The sequence below is a fragment of the Cognatiluteimonas weifangensis genome, assembly GCF_003416885.1.
GTDB classification, from domain to species: Bacteria; Pseudomonadota; Gammaproteobacteria; order Xanthomonadales; family Xanthomonadaceae; genus Cognatiluteimonas; species Cognatiluteimonas weifangensis.
In genome coordinates this window covers 65,525-84,148 of sequence record NZ_QVPD01000004.1, presented here as the reverse complement: position 1 = coordinate 84,148, position 18,624 = coordinate 65,525, and the positions used below count along the sequence as shown (strand labels likewise).

Below are 18,624 nucleotides of genomic sequence, written 5' to 3'. Positions count from 1 at the left end.
TCGCCGGGCCTTGCCCGGCACTGCCACCCGCGTCGCCGGGCGGGTTTCGTCTATCCTTCGTGCTCGACCCAAGGCAGGGAGAATGGAGGTGGCAGGGAGCAACTGGCTGGCCGCGATCGTGATGTTCGCGCTGCTCGGCGGCGCAGCGACGATCTACCTGCGCAGGTTCCGCCTGCCGCGCGAGGAAACCGCGGCCGGCATCGCCGCGCTCGCGGGGATGCGCTGGCGCGATTTCATCCATCTGCTGCTGGCCGCCCTCAACAAGCGCGGTTACGAGCGCGTGTTCGATCCCGACGCCGCCAGTGCCGATGAAAGCGATTATTTGCTCGAGCGCGACGGCCGGCGCTGGCTGCTCTCGTGCAAGCACGGGGCCGCCTATGTGCTCGGGCCCGCGGCGATCACGGAACTGGCCAACAACATCCGCATGCGTGGCGCCGAGGGCGGCCTGCTGGTCACGCCCGGCCAGTTCGAGGCCGAAGCGGTCCGGCTCGCCGCCGCGCAAGGCATCGAGCTGCTCGACGGCGCCCGCCTGTGGCCGGAACTGCGGCCGCTGATCTCCGCGGAGCAGCGCGCCGCGGTAACGGCGCCGGCGCTGGCGAACATGCGGCGGCAATTCGTGCTGGCCTGGACCGGGGCGCTGCTGGTCGCGGTGGTGCTGCTCCTGCTGCCGCCGCGCGAAGTCGCGCCGGACGCCGGTGCCACGAGCGCCTCCACGCGCGCCACGGCCGCGGCGCGCACAGCCGCGCCGGCCATGTCGCCTGCCGCGACCGCCAGTGGCATCGCCGCCGCCTCGGCGCCGCCCACCGACCCGGCCCAGCTGGAGCAGCGGCGCCGCGAAGTCACCCGCGTTGTCGGCACCTTGCCGAAGGTCGACCGCGCGCTGTGGTCCACGCAATCGACCCTGCTGGTGTATCTGCTCGACCAGAACGCCGATCCGATGCCCGAGATCTGCCCGCTGCTGGAACACTACGAGGAGCTGCGCGCTTCCAGGATCCAGCTGCAACCGCCGAGCGGCAGCACCCGCCCGGTGCGCTTCCTGCAGTGCCACACGTATTGAAGGACCGGCTCAGGGTGCGCAGCTAGGAAAGAATTTCGGCCGCGGCCATCGGCCGGGTTCGGGGAGCGCTCAGGCGCGCAGCCGCTAGGCCACCCCCGGGCGAGCCGCGCCAGCGCCACGCGTTGCGCGCCCACGCGGCAAGCGGGTTACCAGTGCACGCCGCGCATCAGCGAGGCGAAGGCGATCTGCTCGTTGCTGGGCCGGTCCTCGCCGGCGAGCGCCTGCTTGTCGCCGCGGGCCGCGGCCGAATCCGGGAACAGCTCGAACGCGGCGTTCATCACCACTTCGTAGGCCTTGGGCGCGAGCGCATTGACCAGCGCGGCGAAGATGCCCAGCCGCGTGGCGATCCGGCCGGGACGCTCGATGATGCCGCGCACCACCAGGTCCGCGGCCTCGTCCGGGGTCAGCGTCGGCACGCTGTCGTACATCCGGGTCGGCGCGATCATCGGCGTCTTCACCAGCGGCATGTTGATGGTGGTGAAGACGATGCCCTTGCCCGACAGCTCGCCCTGCGCGCAGCGGCTGAAGGCGTCCAGCGCCGCCTTCGACGCCACGTAGGCCGAGAACCGCGGCGAGCTGGCCAGCACCCCGATCGAGCTGATGTTGATGACGTGGCCGCGACGGCGCGCGGTCATGCCCGGCAGGAACCCCATGATCAGGCGCAGGCTGCCGAAGTAGTTGAGCTGCATGGTGCGCTCGAAGTCGTGGAAGCGGTCGTAGCTCAGCTCGATCGAACGCCGGATCGAGCGCCCGGCGTTGTTGACCAGCACGTCGACCTGGCCGTGTTCGGCCAGCACCGCCTGCACCAGGCGGTCGCAGTCGGCCATGTCGGCCAGATCCGCGGTATAGGCGAACACCTTGCCGCCCTGCGCCCGCATCGCGTCGCGGGCCTTGAACAACTCCTCCTCGCCGCGGGCGACGATGATCGTGGTCGCACCGGCCGCGGCGACCTTCTGCGCGGTCGCCAGGCCGATCCCGGAGGAACCGCCGGTGACCACCACCACCTTGCCCGCGACCCGGCCCTTGAGGCTGCGGTCGACGAACAGGTCCGGATCCAGGTGCCGCTCCCAGTAATCCCACAGCCGCCAGGCGTAGGTATCCAGCCGCGGCACCGCGATGCCGCTGCCCTTGAGCGCGCGCTCGGTCTCGCGGTTGTCGAAACGGGTGGGATAGGCGATGAACTTCAGGGTCGACTTCGGGATGCGGAAATCGCGCAGCAGGGTGGCGACCAGGCGCCGCACCGGCGGCAGGTTGCCCACCGCCATGCGCACGCTGCCCGGGAGGAAGGCGAACATGCGCGCGTCGATGCGCATCGTCATCTGCGGCGCGTGGCCGGCGCGGGCGAAGGTATTGAGCACCTCGCCGACGCGCAACGGCTCCGGGTCGGTCAGGTGGAAGGTGCGGCCGTCGAGCCTGGGCTTGTGCGCGATGTGGTCGAGCGCGTCGACCACGAAATCCACCGGCACGATGTTGAGGCGCCCGCCCTCGATGCCCAGCGTCGGCATCCACGGCGGCAGCATCTGCCGCAGCTTCTTGAGGAAGGTGAAGAAGTAGTACGGGCCGTCGATCTTGTCGATCTCGCCGGTCTGCGAATGGCCGACGACCATGCCCGGGCGGTACACCCGCCACTTGATCCGCTTCTCGTTGCGCACCAGGCCTTCGGCATCGTGCTTGGTACGCAGGTACGGGTCGTCCAGGCCCTCGGCCTCCTCGAACATGTCCTCGCGGAACACGCCGGGATACAAACCCGCCGCGGCGATCGAACTGACATGGTGGAAGCAGCCGGCGCCGATGTCCGCCGCTAGGTCGAGCGCGTGCCGGGTGCCGTCGACGTTGGCGATGCGCTGCGACTCGGCGTCGGCCTCCATGTCGTAGATCGCGGCCAGGTGGAAGACGTGCTTCACCTTGCCCTTGAGCTGGCGCAGTTGCGCCGCATCGAGCCCGCAGCCCGGCCGGGTCAGGTCGCCGACCAGCGGCACGATGCGGGCCATGTCCCAGCCCATCTTGCGGCCGATCGCGGCGAGCTTCTTCTGCGAGCCCCTGCGCACCAGCAGGTAGAGCGTGCCCGGCGCCCTGGCGCCGTCCATGCGCGCGAGCAGCCTGGCGACCAGGAAGCGGCCGATGAAACCGGTGGCGCCGGTGACGAGGTAACTCATGGGACAGGCTCCATGGACGACGGCGCGGCACGGGCGCCCGCCAGGCGCCTACGGTGCCAGAGCCCGCGCGGCGCGACAATTCCCCGGCGTATTGACCGGCCCGGGGTCGCGTGCTGTCATGACCCGCATCCCACAGGAGCCGCCACCATGTCCGACCTGCAAAGCCGTTTCGAACAGGCCGCCAAGGACATCCAGTCGCTGTCCGAACGCCCCGACAACGACACCCTGCTGCGCCTGTACGCGCTCTACAAGCAAGGTTCGGAAGGCGACGTCAGCGGGCCCAAACCCGGCTTCTTCGACTTCGTCGGCACCGCCAAGTACGAGGCCTGGGCCAAGCTCAAGGGCACCGCGCAGGACGACGCCAGGCAGAAATACGTCGACCTGGTGAAGAAACTGACGGCCTGAGGCGCGCCCGGTGGCGCGGCAGACCCGCCAGCGCATCCTCGACTGCTCGCTTGCGATGTTCAACGCGCAGGGCGAGCCCAACGTCACCACCAACCACATCGCCGACGAGCTGGAGATCAGCCCCGGCAATCTCTACTACCACTTCCGCAACAAGGACGACATCATCGAGCAGCTCTTCGGCCGCTACGAGGAGCGCATCGACGCCGCACTGGCCGCACCCGCCGGGCGCCTGCCGGGGCTGGAAGACGTGTGGCTGCAGCTGCACCTGGTGTTCGAGTGCGTCTGGGACTACCGCTTCCTGTACCGCGACCTGGTCGACATCCTCAGCCGCAACCGCCGTCTGCGGCTGCGTTTCGCCCGCATCCTGCGGCGCGGCGACGAGCAGGCGCACGCGGTGATGCGCGGACTGTCGCAGGCCGGGATCATGCGCGCCTCGCGCGCCGAACTCGACGCCGCCGCCACCAACGTGCTGGTGATCGCCACCTTCTGGATGAACTACGCCGCCGCCCGCGGCGACAAGGACGAGCAGGCCTCGATCCGCGCCGGCATCGTGCAGGTGATGATGCTGCTGGCGCCGTTCCTGCGCGATGCCGAGCGCGTCCACCTCAACACCCTGACCAGCGCCTACCTGGACTGAGCCGCACGCACCTCGATTGACCCGCGTCGCCTGGAACCCCACCCGAACCGTTCGCCCTGAGCGTAGGCCAGAAAGGCCGAAGTCGAAGGGTCCGCCAGTTGCGACGCGACCTGCCCGGCCCTTCGACTTCGCCGCTGCGCGGCTACGCTCGGGGCGAACGGACTCGGGGTATCGAAACCGAGCCAGACTTGCCAGCCCTTACGCCCGGCATGATGCTCCTCACTCCACCCCGCACGGATAAGCCAATGGCCGCCAAACCCCGCTGGGCCCCGTTCCCGCACGACGCCAAGCCCTACGCCTACCCTGGCGACGCCCTGAAGAAAGCCTGGCCGAAGCTGCACGCCGGCGACTGCGAGCCCTTCCCCGACGCCAAGCGCGCCGCGGCCCTGCTGAAAGCCGCCGGCAAGGCCGCGCCGAAACTCGACGCCGACGCGCTCGCGAGCGCGCTGCAGGAGGCCTGGCGCGCGTTCCATCGCGGCGACTTCCAGGCCGCGTTCGAGGCCGGCGAAGCGCTGGGCGCGGTCGGCGCCTCGGTCGCGGTCAAGGCGCTGGGCATCCACGCCACCTATCTGGTGAAGGGCGAAGCCGACAAACTCAAACGCTTCGAGCAGGCCGCCCGGCTTGCCGAGACCGCGATCCGCGCGCTGCCCGACGAGGCCAACAGCCACTACCGCCACGCCTTCGCCCTGGGCCGCTACAGCCAGGGCCTGTCGATCGCCAAGGCGCTCAAGCAGGGCATCGCCGGCAAGGTCCGCGCCTCGCTCGACGCCACGCTGGAACTGGCGCCCAAACACGCCGAAGCGCACACCGCGCTGGCGCTGTACCACGCCGAGATCATCGGCAAGATCGGCGCGATGATCGGCGGCCTCACCTACGGCGCCAAGGCCAGCGAGGCCGAAGCGCACATCGAGACCGCGCTCAAGCTGACCCCGGACTCGCCCATCGCCCACATCGAGCACGGCAACGTGCTGATGCTGTTGCACGGCGACCGCCAGGAAGACGCCGCCGCGGGCGAATACGAAACCGCCGCCGGACTCAAGCCGCACGACGCCATGGAGGCGCTGGACGCCGCCTACGCCCGCGCGCAGTTGGAATGAGCCGCGCGCGGCGCCGGCGGCGGGCGCGCCACGGAGCTGGCGACAGCCCCGTCCCCGCCCAGGAAATGAGCGCGCATCCACCGCTGTCGCGGACGCACTCCCTTAGCGCGCCGGCACGGCGACGCCCCCGCCGCGCAGATACCAGCGCACGATCCAGGCGTTGAGCGGGCTTTCCCAGTAGCGGTAGATCAGCCCGGCCGCCAGCAGCATCGCCGCCGCGGTCAGCACCGGCAGGCCGAGGGCGGCGGCGGGCGGCACCGCCCAGGCCCTGGCCAGCATCGCGGTGAGAGTGACGCCGATGTACTGGTGCAGCAGGTACAGGCTGTAGGAGGAAACGCCGATCGCGGTGAGCCAGCGCATCGAGAACACTCTCCTGACGGCGGCGAACCGCAAGCAGAGCCAGAACAGACCGCAGACCCCGGCGGCGACCGTGAGTTCCTGCCATTGGCCCGCGGCCACCACATCCGCGGCAAGTGCGGCAAAGGCCGCCGCCGCGAGCGCGGCCGCCCATCCATCCCGGCCCGACCACAGGCAATGGGCGGCGATGCCGAACAGGAACCACGGCAGGTAGGCGAGGATCAGCAGGTTGCGCAGCACGCCCGCCGCATGTCCCTGCTGCAGGGCCGACAGCAGCCAGTAGGCGCCGACCGCGAGCAGGAAAAACGACAGCGTATGCGCCAGGAACCGGGTCCGGTGGACGAAATACAGCACGGCGGCGAGCGCATAGAAGCGGATTTCCACGAACAGCGACCAGTAGGCGCCATCCATCCAGCCGAATTCGGTCCCCGGGAGCAGCCGCTCGAAGTAGCGCCCGTCGATGAACGTCAGCGACGGCAGGAAACTGGCCGCGCGCGGCGTGAAGTACCAGGGAAAGGCGAGCAGGAACAGATAGCTCAGGCTGGCGCAGACCAGCATCGTCGGCCACAGCCGGGCCAGGCGCCGCACCGCGAATTCGGCGACCGTTTCGCAGCGCATCAGCGTCAAGGTGATGACGAAGCCGGAGACCGCGAAGAACAGATGCACCCCGTAATAGCCGTACTCGAACGGCGGAAAGCCGCTCCAGGCATCGCCGAACGGATACATGCCGCGCGGATCGTCCGCATAGCGGGCGTAGTAATGGAAGCCGAGCACGGCCAGGATCGCCACCGCGCGGAAGCCGTCGAGGAAACCGATCCGGTCGGCCGAGCGCGGCGTCGGCGCCGCTGCCGGGAGGGGCACGGAGACGGCGGCGGCCGTAGCCAACCGGGTCATGCCGGCGGCCCCCGGCCGCAGGCGGCGCGCAGCGGACGGCGTCGCGCCCTCCACGGCACCGCGAGAGACGGCCACAGCATGCTGCCCGGCATTCCATTGGCCTGTGTCGACGGCGGATAACTGGTGAACGAGCCGCTGGCCGCGGCGCGGCCATGCCGGCGCGGCCGCATTCCGAAAATGCGGATCCGCCATTGCCATCCATCGTCTGTCCCGGTGCAGCCGCTGGCGCGCGGCAGCAACACCCGCGCCGCCCGCCCCGCGGTGGCGGCGCAGCCGGCCAGCCGCTGCCGTCGCCCACGACCACGCCCCCCCGGGCACGCAAGCGCCTGCTCCCGCAGGGGTTGGCGTCGCGCCCCGTCGTCCCGCTATAATCGCCGGCCGATCCGGGCGGTTAGCTCAGTGGTAGAGCATTGCCTTCACACGGCAAGGGTCGCAGGTTCGAACCCTGCACCGCCCACCAGATAAAAAACCCTATTTTTAAGGGGTTTCGCAACAAAAAGGCCACCTTCACCGGGTGGCCTTTTTCGTTTCCATCCTGCAACCGTCCTGCAAATCGCTAGGGACTTTTCCTACGCCCTGCCGCGTGGCCATCCGATACCCACGCCCCCGCCCGGCCGGCAACCTATCCCGTGCCAGCAACGCGCCGCGCCCACAGGCAATCCACCGTCGCGGGCCGGGTCAGGGATGACCCGGCTGCTGGCAGCCTCTTAGACTGACTCACACCCAATGCAAGGAACTATTGGCATGAGTAGGTCGCAAATGGCATTCGCACTCTTTGCGGAGCTTGTGAACGCATACGAGCTTGACGAGAACTCCAAGGCGTCACCGAACGACGCTGATAGGGACAGGGTTGCAATGAAAGCGTTCCAGTGGGCCGATGCCTTCAACCGTATGCAACGGGCGCAGGCTGGCCGCAAAAATTACTAACGCCACTCAAGACCTTAGCTCTAGGTGCTGAAGCGAACCTAACCCGGCCCCCTGGCGGGAAATAGCCCTGCGTCCTCCGGAGTCTCATGTTCACGCAGGGGGTTAGGAATGGAGTCAACAATCTCAGCCGGATCAGCATTCTTAATGAAGAAATAGAAGGTGGAGTCAACCACCTGCAGAACTCGTTGCTGCGCGTCATACGCGAAGATCGGCGGGGAAATCGCCTTCACCGACTGAAGGTTGGCCAGCCCTCCAAGAAGATTAGTCATGTCGTTGCTTCTGACATCTGAGCCGCGATGATGCATGGCCCGAATCCAATCCCACAACGTTTGCTTGCGAGCACCACTTGCAATCCCTTCAAAGCCATGCTCGACAATCGTTCTGACTAAATAATAAGGAAGGTAAAGCGGCAGCTGATCACCTTTGATGCCGCCAGACATATGCCCCGCTGCGATTGCCTCCAATGCGCGTTGATGACGCGCCCCATAGTCACCCGTCTTAACTTCAATCGCGCCCGTCAAGCACGCCAAATCGTCAATTACTCGAAGCTCCCAGCGCGAGTCACGCACGTCAGAGAGCATGCAAATATTTTTGAGCAACTCTTGAAACACGCCAATGCTTGAAAATGATGCATCGATAGTCTTATCAAGAAGCTCCGCTCCGAATTGAATATTTAGCTTCCGACTCCCAGTTTCCGCTACCCGACGAAAATCGTGATCAGTCCAAGGCTCAACGGGAACCTCAATAGTTCTATCCAGCAAGTCACCGTTAAACTGCGCCATTCGGTTGCGCTCTCGCCAAACACCAAGAATCACGAAGCGCACACCTAACTCTTGAAATGCGCGCAGATCAAAAGCAAATTGCTGTTGAACATCATCCGGCAAATAATGGAAGTTTTCCAAAATCACCCATCTTTCAGACCCAACCCTTTCCAAAAGATCCGCAACCACCTGCGGCAACTCCAGATTTACCGGAATTTCCTCATACGTTACGTCGCGCCCAGATGCAGATACTGACGTACGTTCGACCCCGGCTTCGCCACCAAAGATCGTTGGCAGGCACGCCTTAAATCTAGCTCCCAATGTGACGCCGGCCTCCGCACTCGTTCGATCCGTACTAGCGGCCAGTAACTTGACACCAGCCTTGGTAAGGATCGTTTGATAAATATCTATCAGTTGTGTCTTTGGTGTTAGGCTGACCAAAATGTTTTGAACGTAGTCCAGGTGCTTTTGAACAAGCGCAGTCTTCCCTTGCTTGGAAGACCCATACACGATTATTTGTTTGTTAGCACCTAAAGCCTCACGAAAGTTGTCATCAACCTGCGGTCGCTCCACATACGAAAGAACCGGACGCGATGTGACGCCAAATACGTCCTCCAAGATAGGCACTTAAGCTTCCCCAAGATCCGCCGGGACAATCCCCCGACTGCAGGGTAGAAGTTGAATATGGGAATTTCAACTAAGAGGAAGCCCCCGGACACTGGCAGGCGTGCCGGGGGCTTGTGGCGCTAATCCGCCATCGGTCGGGTACTCAACTACTCGTGCGGCCCGATCCGTCTAACCCCGCGCTAATCCGTGTTCTTGACCACGTGCAATTGCGGCGGTTGCTTGGTCGCGAACTTGTGTCGGCCGTTGCGTGCAATCTCCCTTGCGCGATCCTTGGCCTTTTCTTTCTTGCCAGTCTCGCCCATGCGCGCGTGCTGATACGGCAGCAGCGCCTTGGCATAGTCGCCGCGTACCGCAATCGGCAAGCTGGCCAGGTTCATGGCATCCAGCAGGAATTGCTTGGCGTCGTCGTAGTGTTTGCGCGGCATCGCCGGCATGCTGGATTTGGTATCCACGGTCGGTGTGCCCTTCGTGGCAGCCTTGATCTCTGCGCGCACGCCGGGATGCTGCGTCAACTTGTAACCGGTCGCATCTGCTGCAGCCACCGCATAGCCCGCAGCGATGGCAGCATCCCGATTGGTCATGCCAGCCGCCTTGTTTTCGGCGAATGTGCGTTGCTTTTGTGTCAGTTGCGTGGCCATGTCGGATAGTTCCTACAGGGAAAACAATCTCTGAATGAGGGAATGGGCGGTCTAGGCGTCAACCAGTTGCCAGTGATTGTGTAGCGTCACCGTGTAGCGTCGTTGGCGACGTGCCGCTGCGGCAGGTTCTCCAACCGTCGCACTTCGTCCACATCCATCCACGGTTCGTTGTTCAACGCCTTGGCGTAGAACTCGGCCCGCGCTTCACCGTTGCCACGCATGAGCGCATCCACGCTGTGTTCGGCGTAGAAGCGTTGACGCGCGATCGGGCCAAGCAACGAACGGGAAATGCCCTCCTCCCACATCGTTAGCCAACGCTGCAAGCTGAAGCGCACGAACTGCTGGCCAAACTCGTTGACGTTGTTATAGCTGGCCTGCTCCAAGGTCTGAACAAGGATCGGCGGCACACGAAAAATGCGGCACACTTCCGTTACGCCAAACTGCATTGCCGCCAGCCACTCCGCATCCTCGTTGGACAGGCCGGCATTCTGATACTTCATCCCCTTCAATAGCAGGAGTGTCTTTCCTGCATTGGCTGGACTCGCGTAGTTCTCCAACCGCTGCTGGAATGCCGTCAGTTCCGGCGTGGTCAGGTCGCGCGTGCCTTCATTGGTGATGATGCCCGCAGGTCGCGCGCCGCGACCAAAGACGCCCGATCCATGCGCGCGCAGTGCCAGGCTCAGGCCCAACGTGTCACGCGCAATGGCAATGCGCGAGCGTGCGACCGGGTTCCCGGGTTCGCTTCGGTCGCGCAGGTGCATGACTTCCTCGGCCAACAACTTCGTTGCGTTGCCGCGTTCCTCGCTGTAGTCAAAACGCAGCTTGCCGCTAGGCAACTTGACCACAGTCATGCGGTCGGGATGCAACGGCACCAGGCTTACAACCTCGCCCTTGCCGTCAATATCCTTGCGGCTGTAGCTGTTGCCACGTAACAGCACGCATGCGGTCGCTTCCTCGCGGAACTCCATTCCGGTTTGCCAGTCGTTGGGCCGATCCAGCAACCGGGACAGCCAATGCCCATCGACGCGCTCGCGGCTCCCATCATCGTTGCGGCGGTACGTGTGCAATGGCAGGCAGGCCGTTGACTCGCTCAGGGCTTGGACGCAACCAAAGACCGTGGAAATGGACTCGGCCGATTTGGCGTCAACGTGCTGGCCAACCGCGCTATTGCTACCGCCGCCGGTCAGTGCATTCCATGACGGATCGGCGGCGCGCTGTTCGGTGCGCCAGCCGCCGCGCAGCATGTCCAGGATTTTCATCGGCATGTCTCCAACCACTTGTGCAGCAACGCCACTTGGCTTTGTGGCTGCAGGCTGCGCAAATGGACTTCGGTATCGGGATACGCTGGCCGACTCTGGACAATGGACACTTCATCCAAATCGACATTGCGCAACTCGCGCGTGTTGCCGTTCCACGCATCGCCGCCTTTGGGCACCGTGAAGGCAAAAGAACAGCCGCCCAAGTCGCCACGCTCGGCCAGCGCGGCCAAGTCGCGGCCGGCTTGCGTGTCCGGCAGTTGCAGCGTGAACGCCAAGCCCTCGGCATCCTCGCGCAATTCCAGCGTGCCGCTACGGGTGCGGCCCAGCACGCGGCTTGTATCGTGGTCGGCCAGTGCCAGGATGTCGCGGCCCGATGCCAGCGAGGCAGCGAACGCACCGCGCCGGATGATTTCGGTAAAGCCGCCAATTTGCGTGGCGTTGTCGTATTTGGCGATATAGCCGGACAAGGTGCGGCCCTTGGCGGTCACGCCGGCCGTTGCGCGTTTCTCGATCATGGGATGCTCCCAAAGGCATACCCCGCCACTCATGCGGGGTATGCGATGCGGACAGTTAGACGAGCGGAACGTCGTCCGCCCACTGGAACGCTTCGATATGGCGGATGCCGATATCGCAAGTCGCCATCGCCCGCACCATCACGCCGCCACGCGCGTATGCGGTCGATTCGTAGGGGTTCACCAGCACGTCCAGTTCCGACCACAGGCCCAGCAGCACCTGCGCCCAGTCGCCAAAAATGGCGCTGGCAGCCACGCCCGCCGGCACTTGATTGGAGCTATAAGCCGCGTGGTCGCCGATCTTGCCGCCTTCCAGCAGGTAGCCCGCGATGCCGGCGGCCTTGAGCGTGCCGGCCAACTTCGCCTTTGCGGCCGGATTCAGCAGCCACGCATGGGCGCCCAATGCGTTGGCCACTTCCACGTCCTTCACGATTTCCAGGACTTGCGCCCAGGTCGGCGTGGCGAGCGTGGCATTGGCCGCCGCGAGCGTTGCCGTGACGCCATCCGGTTCATTCGCGCCGCCGCCCACGATGGTCACGCGATCCAGCGCCGTGGCCAGCCCAGCGGCCATGTCATCGCGCAGCAGCTGCTCGATGTCCGGGCTGCTTTGCATGATCAAGCTGCGGGACATTTCGGACAGCGAGCCGGCATGCTTCGGCGCCAGCGTCACGCTGGCGTGCGTCATGTCGCTGGGGGTCAGGCTGGAATTGTCGGCAACCCATCCCGTGGTCACGCCGGAGCCGTACTTGGGCACGGACACATTGCCCGACAGGCCCGACAGCACGCGCACGCCCAGGCGCCGGGTCAGCAGCGCATTGCGGAGCGCGCCAATGTAGTCCTGCGGACGATGGTCGGTCGGGACAAGCTGCGCATTGTTCCCGGCCGTATTGACACGGGTTTCCAGCAGCCGCATGGGCATGTAGATGCCCTGCGCCCGGCGGCCATTGCGGCGCTCGACCTCGGCATTGTATTCCGCTTCGGCACCGTCCAGCGAGCGGCTTTCCACGCCGGCCTGCAGCACCCGCAGCAGCGACACGCGGTCTTCCACTTCGGCGAAGCTGCGGTCGCCAGTGCCGGCGATGGTCACGCCTGCGCTGCGGCGTTCGGCATCGTCCAGGAACTGCTGGCGGGCTTCCTGCTGCTCCAGCGTTTCGATTTCAGCCTTCATCGCGTCGCACTTGCCAGCTTCCTCGGCGGACAGCGCGCGCTTTTCGGAATCGGCCTTGTTGAGCACCGCGCGCATGGCGGCAATTTGGGCAGCCTTGCGCTGCCGGATTTCTGCGAGAATCATTGCTTATCTCCGGGTTGGGGAACGTTCCCGGATCGGGTAGATACGCGCACGCGCAAGGCTTAGGAAGCAAATTTGCGTGCGATTCGTGGCGATGCTTGGCGATGTAGTGAAGTCGCACGCGCTGCGACTGATTTGCGCAAACCGTTGGCGACTTTAAATTGCGTTGGGAGCGCCAACGCAGGGCAAGACCGCCAAGACCGCCAAGGCCGCCACTCCGCCAGTGTGGCGGAGTAGTGGCGGAGTTGAATTTGCAGGCGTTACGCCGGCGTTAGCAACGGCAACGCCGGCGGCGATAGCCCCGCCACGCTCGTTGGCACCGACCACTCCCAAATGCCCGCTTCCGTTTTGCGCGCCCTCGCCCCGATGTCCTTTTTAGCGCGCTCAAGCGTCCGCCAACTGTGCCCCGCTTCCTTTGCATCGGCCATTAGCTGCTTGCTTGATACTGGCCCGTCTGCCAATTGCTCGGCCAACCAGTCTTTAGCGTCCTTGCGGGTGCCGGAATTATCTTCCTCTGCCATGTCCAGGATTTCGCGCGCGCTTCCGTCTACGGCTTCACCCCAATGCACGCACGATCCCACGATGCCCGGCCCAAGCTCAGGGAATGACAATTGGTAGGTGAAGCCGCCATTGGAAGGGCCAATGTTTGATTTGGAGCGCACCAGCAAATGCACGGACTGCCCATCCTCGGTTTCCTTGCGCGCTGCCACCATCACAACACGGGCCAATGCCACGAACGCAAGGGAACCTGTCACGCGCTCGGACGGACTGCGCCCGCTAGTTCCCTTGGAAAAATGCGTGATCCCCAGCACCGCGATGCCGCGCCGCCCCGCCAAATCCACAAGGGGCTGCAGCGCGCGCCGTACCTCAGCGTTCTTATGACTATCCCCGGCAACGACTGAAACGACAGGATCGACAATTAACAGCTTGATCGCGGGCAACTGATCCAACGCGGATTCCAGCAGCCCGATGTGCAACGCGGGGTCGAATGGCTGGCGCTCGCCGCCGATTGTCGTGCCGTCGATGAAGTGAACCCGGCTCCTGTCACCACCGCAGGCCATGATGCGGGGAACCAGCGTATTGGCTATGTCGTCCTCGCCCGACCATATAAGTACGTCCCCAACGGGCGATTGCCCCTTGTCGGGCCATTGGCCGCCCCGCGTAATGATCGCGCCCAGCGAACAAGCGGCCGTCGTCTTACCGCAGCCAGGATCGCCGGCCAGGATATGGAATTTGCCCTCAGCCAGATAACCGGGCCACAGCCAGTTAATTGGCTCAGGCTTTACGTTGTCGGCCCTCAGCAAATTAACCGTTGACGCCGCTAACGGGATCAAGGGGGGAAGTCCGCCACTACTCCGCCACACTGGCGGAGTGGCGGTCTTGGCGGTCTTGGCGGTCTTGCCCTCCGTTGGAAGCGTTGGGAGCGTCAACGGGATCTTTGGCGCGGCCATGCCTGCCTGCAGTCCGGCGTTAATTGTGTGTGTGAAGTCGTCGGCGTCCGGCCAGCTAGCCACGGCGGCCAGCAATTTGGCCGTACACGTTCCCAAATCGAAGATTGCCGGAACGTACCGGCCCAACTGATAGGCCGCGTTATTTACGATGGTGTTCCGCTCGCCCGGAACGGCATGTTCCACACGTCGCAAAATCTTGTGGAAGTCATCCAAGGCCGCCAGGGGATCGACTGTCTCTGCGGAGACAGTTGCGGCCACGGGAAGCGATGCGGCCAACTCGGCGCCATAGCGCGGCAATTCAACGTTGCGGGCCACCAGGTGCGACAGGAACGGCTCCCCTTTCAGGTGCAGGAATCCCGGCAGCCGCATGACGCGCGGCAAGTCGCTGATAGCGGGATCGGTGCCAAACTCGGCCGCCAATGCCTGCTGTGTCGGTTTGAACCGCTCCAATGGAAAGTCGTGCACGCACCAGTAGGCATGCCATTTGCCCGGCGATGACTGCACCACCATGTGCGGATCGCGGCCAATCCCATAAAGGGAACGCCAGTTGCGACCATCGGGCTTGTCCTGATCCACGAACAGCGCGCGGACGCGGGTAATGTCGGCTTTTTTGTGTCCGCCAGCGTTCACCACCGCGAACACATTGCGCCCGGCTGCGTTATCGCGCACCAGGTCGGGCCAGCACTCGGCTAGGGTGCCGCTGTAATTGCGCCCCTTATGATCGCCATTTGCCAGGGTTCGGAAGTGAAAGGCTGCATTTGGCACAGGGTCTAGCAGCGCCAGGAACGCGCTGGCGTGTTCAATGGATTGCATGGGGCTATTCCTTTCCGTAGTGATCCGCGGGCCGCCTGCCAAGGTGTCGGGTTGCGGATTTGGCGGTAGGAGCTAGACGTATGGGGCGAGTGCTTCCGTCGCGCAGAACAGGAATGACGCCTTGCGCGCTGGATCGGATTCGCACATGGCACGCATGCGAAAGGTAGCGGCCACATTGAACGCAGGCGGCGTTACCGGCATGGGGCGCACGCGCTCCTCTACGAATGCGCACGCGCATGCCCACATGTTGGCAATGCCTTCGCGGCGCGTGCCGGGATACCGTTCCAGCAGATAGGCGGCAATCTCAGGATCGAGCGTTAGCATTGATCGCCCTCCCTAGCTCCAACTGCGCGTCGATTGCACGCTGTATCAATTTGCGCTCGCCCACGTCCGGTTCCAGGATGTACCGGAAGCGCGCGCGGATGATTCCATTTTGAATGCTTGGCAGTATGTCCGCCGCGTGGTGCTGGACATACTCAATCGCTTGCCGGTGCGCATAGTCAACGCTGGCCGCTGGATTTGGGCCACGATATTTGGTCGCCCAATAGTGGAGTTCGTGCGGCTCAAGTCCGATAGTGGCCATTAGTTGGCTCTCCGCTTGAACTGTGCGGCTGCCTTGCGAATGGCGGCGTCCAGCAGTTCGCATGCGTGGTCATCGCCATCGCTATGCAGCCTGCATAGCGAAAGCCACGCCCATCGACGGACACAATCGGGGCAGTTGGCGGCATCGGGATCGACGCCGAAGTAGTCGCGCGCGAGTCCTTCAATGGCACTCATGCCAGGCACGCGGATAGACTGGAATTCCAGCGGCCAAATGCTCATGGCCGCGCCCTCTCGGCGGGTCGTGCGCGGTACTTCAGGGGGCTACCCGCATCGGACTGCTTCTGCAGGAACGTGACCCACTTTTCCACGTCAGCTGGACGCGAAAATCGGCGCCTACCCACAAGAAATGTCCGCAGGTGTCCAGCATTGATGGCGTCATGAATGAGCGGCAGACTTTCGCCGGTCACTTCGGCGATTTCCTGCAGCGACAGCTTTAACTTTTGCATTGCTTCGGCCCTCTGTTACGTCGCGATATGCGCGACTCGGGGCGAAGCGTAGGAGCCCGGCAGGCTCCCTAACGAGTCAAACGAATGGCGATTCGTTTAGCTTGACAATGTTCTTCCACTTTCGGTAGTAGTCGCGCACCGCGCTTTCACTCTTGCGGATTCGTTTGTTGGGGCTGCTCGGGTCGACAACGCCATCCCGCGCAACGTCGCCAACGGCTTTCTCAATTGACACGGTTTCATTGCCACTATCGATAGTTGCCTGCACAGCATTGGCGAAGGCGAGTTCGCGGCACATGTCTGCGAACTCATCGCGCACATGTCCCGCTCCGCCACGCTTGCGCGTCGTGGTGGCGTTCAACGCCATTTGCTGAAGCGGCACCAGCTGTTCCGCCGGCAGGTGGCGTGCGACACCTTCAAGCCACTTCAGGGCTTCATCCTTTCGGCCGTTATCCAGCATTGCGCGCAGGATGTCAGCGTTTGCCATGGGCGTGGTCATAGGAAATTAATCTCCGCCAGTTTGTCGCGCGCCACCCCTTGCACTAGGTGGCCGTAGTGCTTTTCGATCATGGCGAGCGACGTACCCGACAACTTCGCCACCGTCAGCAAATCCATGCCGCCGGTAATGGCATCCGTAATCCAGCAATGCCGCAGCGTGTATAGAACCGCCCCCTCTGGCAGTTCCGCAGCAGTAGCGGCGTCCTTCACTTGCCCGCTCCAATCCTTCGCCCACGGCTTCCCGCCATTCGTGAACAGGTGTTCGCCCGGCGACTTTCCTTTTGCCAACCGTTCAAACAGGGTGACAGCTGCAGGCGATAGCGGGATGGTGCGTGGATGATCTTTCGTGCGAAACGCCACCGTTCTATGCCGCGCGTCATAGTCACGCCGCAGCACGGCCGCAGGATCGCCCGCGCGGCACCCTGTCAGTGCAACGCACTCCATTACATCGCGAATATCTGCGCCGGCATTGGCCAGCAGCGCGCGCCGTTGCTTCTTGTCTAGGTACAGGTTGCGGCGGTTGCCGACTTTTTCATAGGGCTTGACGTTCGCCCACTCAATCACCCGATCCGGCGTTACCTTGCGCCGCTCGACGGCTCGATTCAGGGCGGCCACCAGCGTTGTGCGCATGCGATTGACCGTGGCTTTGCTCAGGGGCTTGGCCTTTGGCGGCCGCCCTTTTTTCACGGGCAATTCTGCCAACTCGCCCCGCTCTACCCTGTCCCGCCAATCCTCTACGTCATCCTGCGACAGCTTGCCCAACTTGATTTTGCCAATGCGGTCATGGAACACCGTGCGCTCAAAGCGGCGTTCTGCATCGTCGGCGGCGTCCTCGCGGCCGACCTTCCGCAATGCGGCCACATAGTCCCGGCAGGCGTCGGCCACCGTGTCTTTGGTCGCCTTGTGCTGTGGTGCCCCATGTTCGGCCACTTCCCCCAATTCCCGGCGGGCGGCCTCGCGGGCCATATCCAGCGTCATGACCGGGTACGCGCCAATGATCCGCTCTTGTCCACGCCCCCAGGCAATCGCCCAGGCGCGCGTGCCAGCGGGGTTCACCCTTAACGCCAGTCCCGGCACCGTGGCATCCCGAAGCCGATACAATTTGCCCGTGGGCTTGGCCGCGTTGACACTTTTCAGGGTCAAAGGCTCGCGTGTAATTCGTGGCATGGCTTGTCCCGTCCTGCAACCGTCCTGCAAAAAGCATCATAACGCGACGTGTCGCAAAGACTCGCAAGCCTTATAAATCAATGCGTTACGGTTAAATGATTGATCTGGAAAGGGCTGATATTGCCTTCACACGGCAAGGGTCGCAGGTTCGAACCCTGCACCGCCCACCAGGTCCGCACAGGCCGGCGCAAGCCGGCTTTTGTCTTTCCGGCCGCGGCCTGCGCGCCCGAGGAGAAAGCGATGGCCGACATGCAGTACTTCCACAATCCGCGCTGCTCCAAGTCGCGCGGCGCCCTGGAACTGTTGCGCGAGCGCGGGATCGAACCGCAACTCGTGGCCTACCTCGAGCAGCCGCCGTCGGCCGATGCGCTGCGCGCGCTGCTGCGCAAGCTCGGGACCGGTGCGCGCGGGCTGCTGCGCACCGGCGAGCCGGAATACGCCGAACTCGGCCTGGGCGATCCGTCGCTCGACGACGAGGCGCTGATCGCCGCGATGGCCGCACACCCGCGCCTGATCGAGCGGCCGATCTTCGTGCACGGCGAGCGTGCCGTGATCGGGCGCCCGCCGGAGCGGGTGCTGGAACTGCTCGACTAGGGCTACCAGCAGTCGCCCGCACCGCCGTGGCCGGAGGCGCCCTTGGTCCCGGCCTGGTCGATCGACAAAGTGCCGCAGAGGCCGTCGGCGCTTGCCTGCCGGCCCAGCGGCACTGCCTGCAATGCGTAACTCGACGCATCCGGCACCCCGACGAATTCGACGCGGTAATGGCCGGTCACGTCCGCCGAGCAGGCGGGGATGGGGGCGTCGGTGTACTTGAAATTGGTGGTGTAGTAGCGCTCCATGTACTGGGCCGCCTCGGTCAGGCAGCCCTTGGCTGCGGCACGCCGGGTCTTGACCATCGCGAACTCGTAGCTGGCGACCGCCGTGGCGGCGAGGATCGCCACCACCGCCATGGCGATCAGCAGTTCGATCAGGGTGAACCCGTGGCTCCGGCTCGAGGCGGAAACCGTACGCGGTGGCCGGCCAGTCCGTCGCAT

The 18,624-nt window shown here is 64.4% G+C and carries 19 protein-coding genes and 1 tRNA gene; 7 read left to right on the top strand and 13 right to left on the bottom strand.

Going from position 1 to position 18,624, the window contains the following annotated elements; translation table 11 throughout:
• Positions 1–88: 88 nt before the first annotated feature.
• Positions 89–1,057 carry a restriction endonuclease gene (locus tag D0Y53_RS05125; RefSeq protein ID WP_158550580.1) on the top strand — a complete coding sequence of 323 codons (969 nt, stop codon included), beginning with the start codon at positions 89–91 and terminating at the stop codon, positions 1,055–1,057.
• Positions 1,058–1,203: 146 nt separating this feature from the next.
• On the opposite strand, the gene D0Y53_RS05120 is transcribed toward D0Y53_RS05125, so the two are convergent.
• Positions 1,204–3,213 carry an SDR family oxidoreductase gene (locus D0Y53_RS05120; protein ID WP_117202142.1) on the bottom strand — a complete coding sequence of 670 codons (2,010 nt, stop codon included), beginning with the start codon at positions 3,211–3,213 and terminating at the stop codon, positions 1,204–1,206.
• 147 nt (positions 3,214–3,360) lie between these two features.
• Here D0Y53_RS05120 and D0Y53_RS05115 point away from each other — a divergent pair, with 147 nt between their 5' ends.
• From D0Y53_RS05115 to D0Y53_RS05105, 3 genes are all read left to right on the top strand, one after another.
• Entirely contained in the window at positions 3,361–3,618 is a 258-nt protein-coding gene (locus D0Y53_RS05115; RefSeq protein ID WP_117202141.1) for an acyl-CoA-binding protein, read from the top strand.
• A gap of 10 nt (positions 3,619–3,628) precedes the next feature.
• Positions 3,629–4,255 carry a TetR/AcrR family transcriptional regulator gene (locus D0Y53_RS05110; RefSeq protein WP_117202140.1) on the top strand — a complete coding sequence of 209 codons (627 nt, stop codon included), beginning with the start codon at positions 3,629–3,631 and terminating at the stop codon, positions 4,253–4,255.
• A gap of 245 nt (positions 4,256–4,500) precedes the next feature.
• Positions 4,501–5,352 carry a tetratricopeptide repeat protein gene (locus D0Y53_RS05105; RefSeq protein ID WP_117202139.1) on the top strand — a complete coding sequence of 284 codons (852 nt, stop codon included), beginning with the start codon at positions 4,501–4,503 and terminating at the stop codon, positions 5,350–5,352.
• 102 nt (positions 5,353–5,454) lie between these two features.
• On the opposite strand, the gene D0Y53_RS05100 is transcribed toward D0Y53_RS05105, so the two are convergent.
• Entirely contained in the window at positions 5,455–6,801 is a 1,347-nt protein-coding gene (locus tag D0Y53_RS05100) for an acyltransferase family protein (RefSeq protein WP_117202138.1), read from the bottom strand.
• Between the two features lie 187 nt (positions 6,802–6,988).
• Between D0Y53_RS05100 and D0Y53_RS05095 the strand changes: the two genes are divergently transcribed.
• Together D0Y53_RS05095 and D0Y53_RS13045 are read left to right on the top strand one after the other, a co-directional pair.
• Positions 6,989–7,063 (top strand) — tRNA-Val (locus D0Y53_RS05095).
• A gap of 299 nt (positions 7,064–7,362) precedes the next feature.
• A complete protein-coding gene (locus D0Y53_RS13045) occupies positions 7,363–7,530 on the top strand; it encodes a hypothetical protein (RefSeq protein ID WP_233511662.1) in 168 nt (55 codons plus the stop codon).
• A 38-nt stretch (positions 7,531–7,568) separates the two neighbouring features.
• Here the strand turns inward: D0Y53_RS13045 and D0Y53_RS12595 are convergent, their stop codons facing one another.
• The 10 genes from D0Y53_RS12595 to D0Y53_RS05065 all read right to left on the bottom strand — a co-directional run bounded on the left by D0Y53_RS12595 (position 7,569) and on the right by D0Y53_RS05065 (position 17,590).
• The gene (locus tag D0Y53_RS12595) at positions 7,569–8,918 is read right to left on the bottom strand and encodes a hypothetical protein (RefSeq protein ID WP_147319009.1); all 1,350 of its coding nucleotides are present in this window, start codon (positions 8,916–8,918) and stop codon (positions 7,569–7,571) included.
• Between the two features lie 179 nt (positions 8,919–9,097).
• Positions 9,098–9,556 carry a terminase small subunit gene (locus tag D0Y53_RS05090; protein WP_117202137.1) on the bottom strand — a complete coding sequence of 153 codons (459 nt, stop codon included), beginning with the start codon at positions 9,554–9,556 and terminating at the stop codon, positions 9,098–9,100.
• Between the two features lie 86 nt (positions 9,557–9,642).
• On the bottom strand, positions 9,643–10,815 hold the full coding sequence (locus tag D0Y53_RS05085) for a phage portal protein (RefSeq protein WP_158550579.1): 1,173 nt from the start codon (positions 10,813–10,815) through the stop codon (positions 9,643–9,645).
• On the bottom strand, positions 10,812–11,330 hold the full coding sequence (locus D0Y53_RS05080; RefSeq protein WP_117202135.1) for an HK97 family phage prohead protease: 519 nt from the start codon (positions 11,328–11,330) through the stop codon (positions 10,812–10,814). The genes D0Y53_RS05085 and D0Y53_RS05080 overlap by 4 nt, the downstream gene beginning before the upstream one ends.
• Positions 11,331–11,385: 55 nt before the next feature.
• The gene (locus tag D0Y53_RS05075; protein WP_117202134.1) at positions 11,386–12,618 is read right to left on the bottom strand and encodes a phage major capsid protein; all 1,233 of its coding nucleotides are present in this window, start codon (positions 12,616–12,618) and stop codon (positions 11,386–11,388) included.
• Between the two features lie 257 nt (positions 12,619–12,875).
• Positions 12,876–14,879, bottom strand: a complete 2,004-nt coding sequence (locus tag D0Y53_RS05070) for an AAA family ATPase (RefSeq protein ID WP_117202133.1) — start codon at positions 14,877–14,879, stop codon at positions 12,876–12,878.
• 72 nt (positions 14,880–14,951) lie between these two features.
• Positions 14,952–15,203, bottom strand: coding sequence for a hypothetical protein (locus D0Y53_RS12590; protein ID WP_147319008.1), 252 nt, complete (start codon positions 15,201–15,203; stop codon positions 14,952–14,954).
• Between the two features lie 258 nt (positions 15,204–15,461).
• The gene (locus tag D0Y53_RS12585; RefSeq protein WP_147319007.1) at positions 15,462–15,701 is read right to left on the bottom strand and encodes a hypothetical protein; all 240 of its coding nucleotides are present in this window, start codon (positions 15,699–15,701) and stop codon (positions 15,462–15,464) included.
• 303 nt (positions 15,702–16,004) lie between these two features.
• On the bottom strand, positions 16,005–16,424 hold the full coding sequence (locus D0Y53_RS12580) for a hypothetical protein (RefSeq protein WP_147319006.1): 420 nt from the start codon (positions 16,422–16,424) through the stop codon (positions 16,005–16,007).
• Positions 16,421–17,590, bottom strand: coding sequence for an integrase family protein (locus D0Y53_RS05065; protein ID WP_117202132.1), 1,170 nt, complete (start codon positions 17,588–17,590; stop codon positions 16,421–16,423). Before D0Y53_RS05065 ends, D0Y53_RS12580 begins: the two co-directional genes overlap by 4 nt.
• 240 nt (positions 17,591–17,830) lie before the next feature.
• On the opposite strand from D0Y53_RS05065, the gene arsC reads away from it, so the two are divergent.
• On the top strand, positions 17,831–18,184 hold the full coding sequence (arsC, locus tag D0Y53_RS05055) for an arsenate reductase (glutaredoxin) (protein WP_117202131.1): 354 nt from the start codon (positions 17,831–17,833) through the stop codon (positions 18,182–18,184).
• A gap of 2 nt (positions 18,185–18,186) precedes the next feature.
• On the opposite strand, the gene D0Y53_RS05050 is transcribed toward arsC, so the two are convergent.
• Positions 18,187–18,624, bottom strand: a complete 438-nt coding sequence (locus D0Y53_RS05050) for a type IV pilin protein (protein WP_117202130.1) — start codon at positions 18,622–18,624, stop codon at positions 18,187–18,189.

What these genes read in the sequence shown, in the direction of transcription:
- D0Y53_RS05120 (WP_117202142.1), bottom strand. Translation starts at nt 3,213, where the DNA reads ATGAGTTACCTCGTCACCGGCGCCACCGGTTTCATCGGCCGCTTCCTG.
- D0Y53_RS05115 (WP_117202141.1), top strand. Translation starts at nt 3,361, where the DNA reads ATGTCCGACCTGCAAAGCCGTTTCGAACAGGCCGCCAAGGACATCCAG.
- D0Y53_RS05105 (WP_117202139.1), top strand. Translation starts at nt 4,501, where the DNA reads ATGGCCGCCAAACCCCGCTGGGCCCCGTTCCCGCACGACGCCAAGCCC.
- D0Y53_RS05100 (WP_117202138.1), bottom strand. Translation starts at nt 6,801, where the DNA reads ATGGCAATGGCGGATCCGCATTTTCGGAATGCGGCCGCGCCGGCATGG.
- D0Y53_RS13045 (WP_233511662.1), top strand. Translation starts at nt 7,363, where the DNA reads ATGGCATTCGCACTCTTTGCGGAGCTTGTGAACGCATACGAGCTTGAC.
- D0Y53_RS05090 (WP_117202137.1), bottom strand. Translation starts at nt 9,556, where the DNA reads ATGGCCACGCAACTGACACAAAAGCAACGCACATTCGCCGAAAACAAG.
- D0Y53_RS05085 (WP_158550579.1), bottom strand. Translation starts at nt 10,815, where the DNA reads ATGAAAATCCTGGACATGCTGCGCGGCGGCTGGCGCACCGAACAGCGC.
- D0Y53_RS05080 (WP_117202135.1), bottom strand. Translation starts at nt 11,330, where the DNA reads ATGATCGAGAAACGCGCAACGGCCGGCGTGACCGCCAAGGGCCGCACC.
- D0Y53_RS05075 (WP_117202134.1), bottom strand. Translation starts at nt 12,618, where the DNA reads ATGATTCTCGCAGAAATCCGGCAGCGCAAGGCTGCCCAAATTGCCGCC.
- D0Y53_RS05070 (WP_117202133.1), bottom strand. Translation starts at nt 14,879, where the DNA reads ATGCAATCCATTGAACACGCCAGCGCGTTCCTGGCGCTGCTAGACCCT.
- D0Y53_RS12590 (WP_147319008.1), bottom strand. Translation starts at nt 15,203, where the DNA reads ATGCTAACGCTCGATCCTGAGATTGCCGCCTATCTGCTGGAACGGTAT.
- D0Y53_RS12585 (WP_147319007.1), bottom strand. Translation starts at nt 15,701, where the DNA reads ATGAGCATTTGGCCGCTGGAATTCCAGTCTATCCGCGTGCCTGGCATG.
- D0Y53_RS12580 (WP_147319006.1), bottom strand. Translation starts at nt 16,424, where the DNA reads ATGACCACGCCCATGGCAAACGCTGACATCCTGCGCGCAATGCTGGAT.
- D0Y53_RS05065 (WP_117202132.1), bottom strand. Translation starts at nt 17,590, where the DNA reads ATGCCACGAATTACACGCGAGCCTTTGACCCTGAAAAGTGTCAACGCG.
- arsC (WP_117202131.1), top strand. Translation starts at nt 17,831, where the DNA reads ATGGCCGACATGCAGTACTTCCACAATCCGCGCTGCTCCAAGTCGCGC.
- D0Y53_RS05050 (WP_117202130.1), bottom strand. Translation starts at nt 18,624, where the DNA reads ATGCGACGGACTGGCCGGCCACCGCGTACGGTTTCCGCCTCGAGCCGG.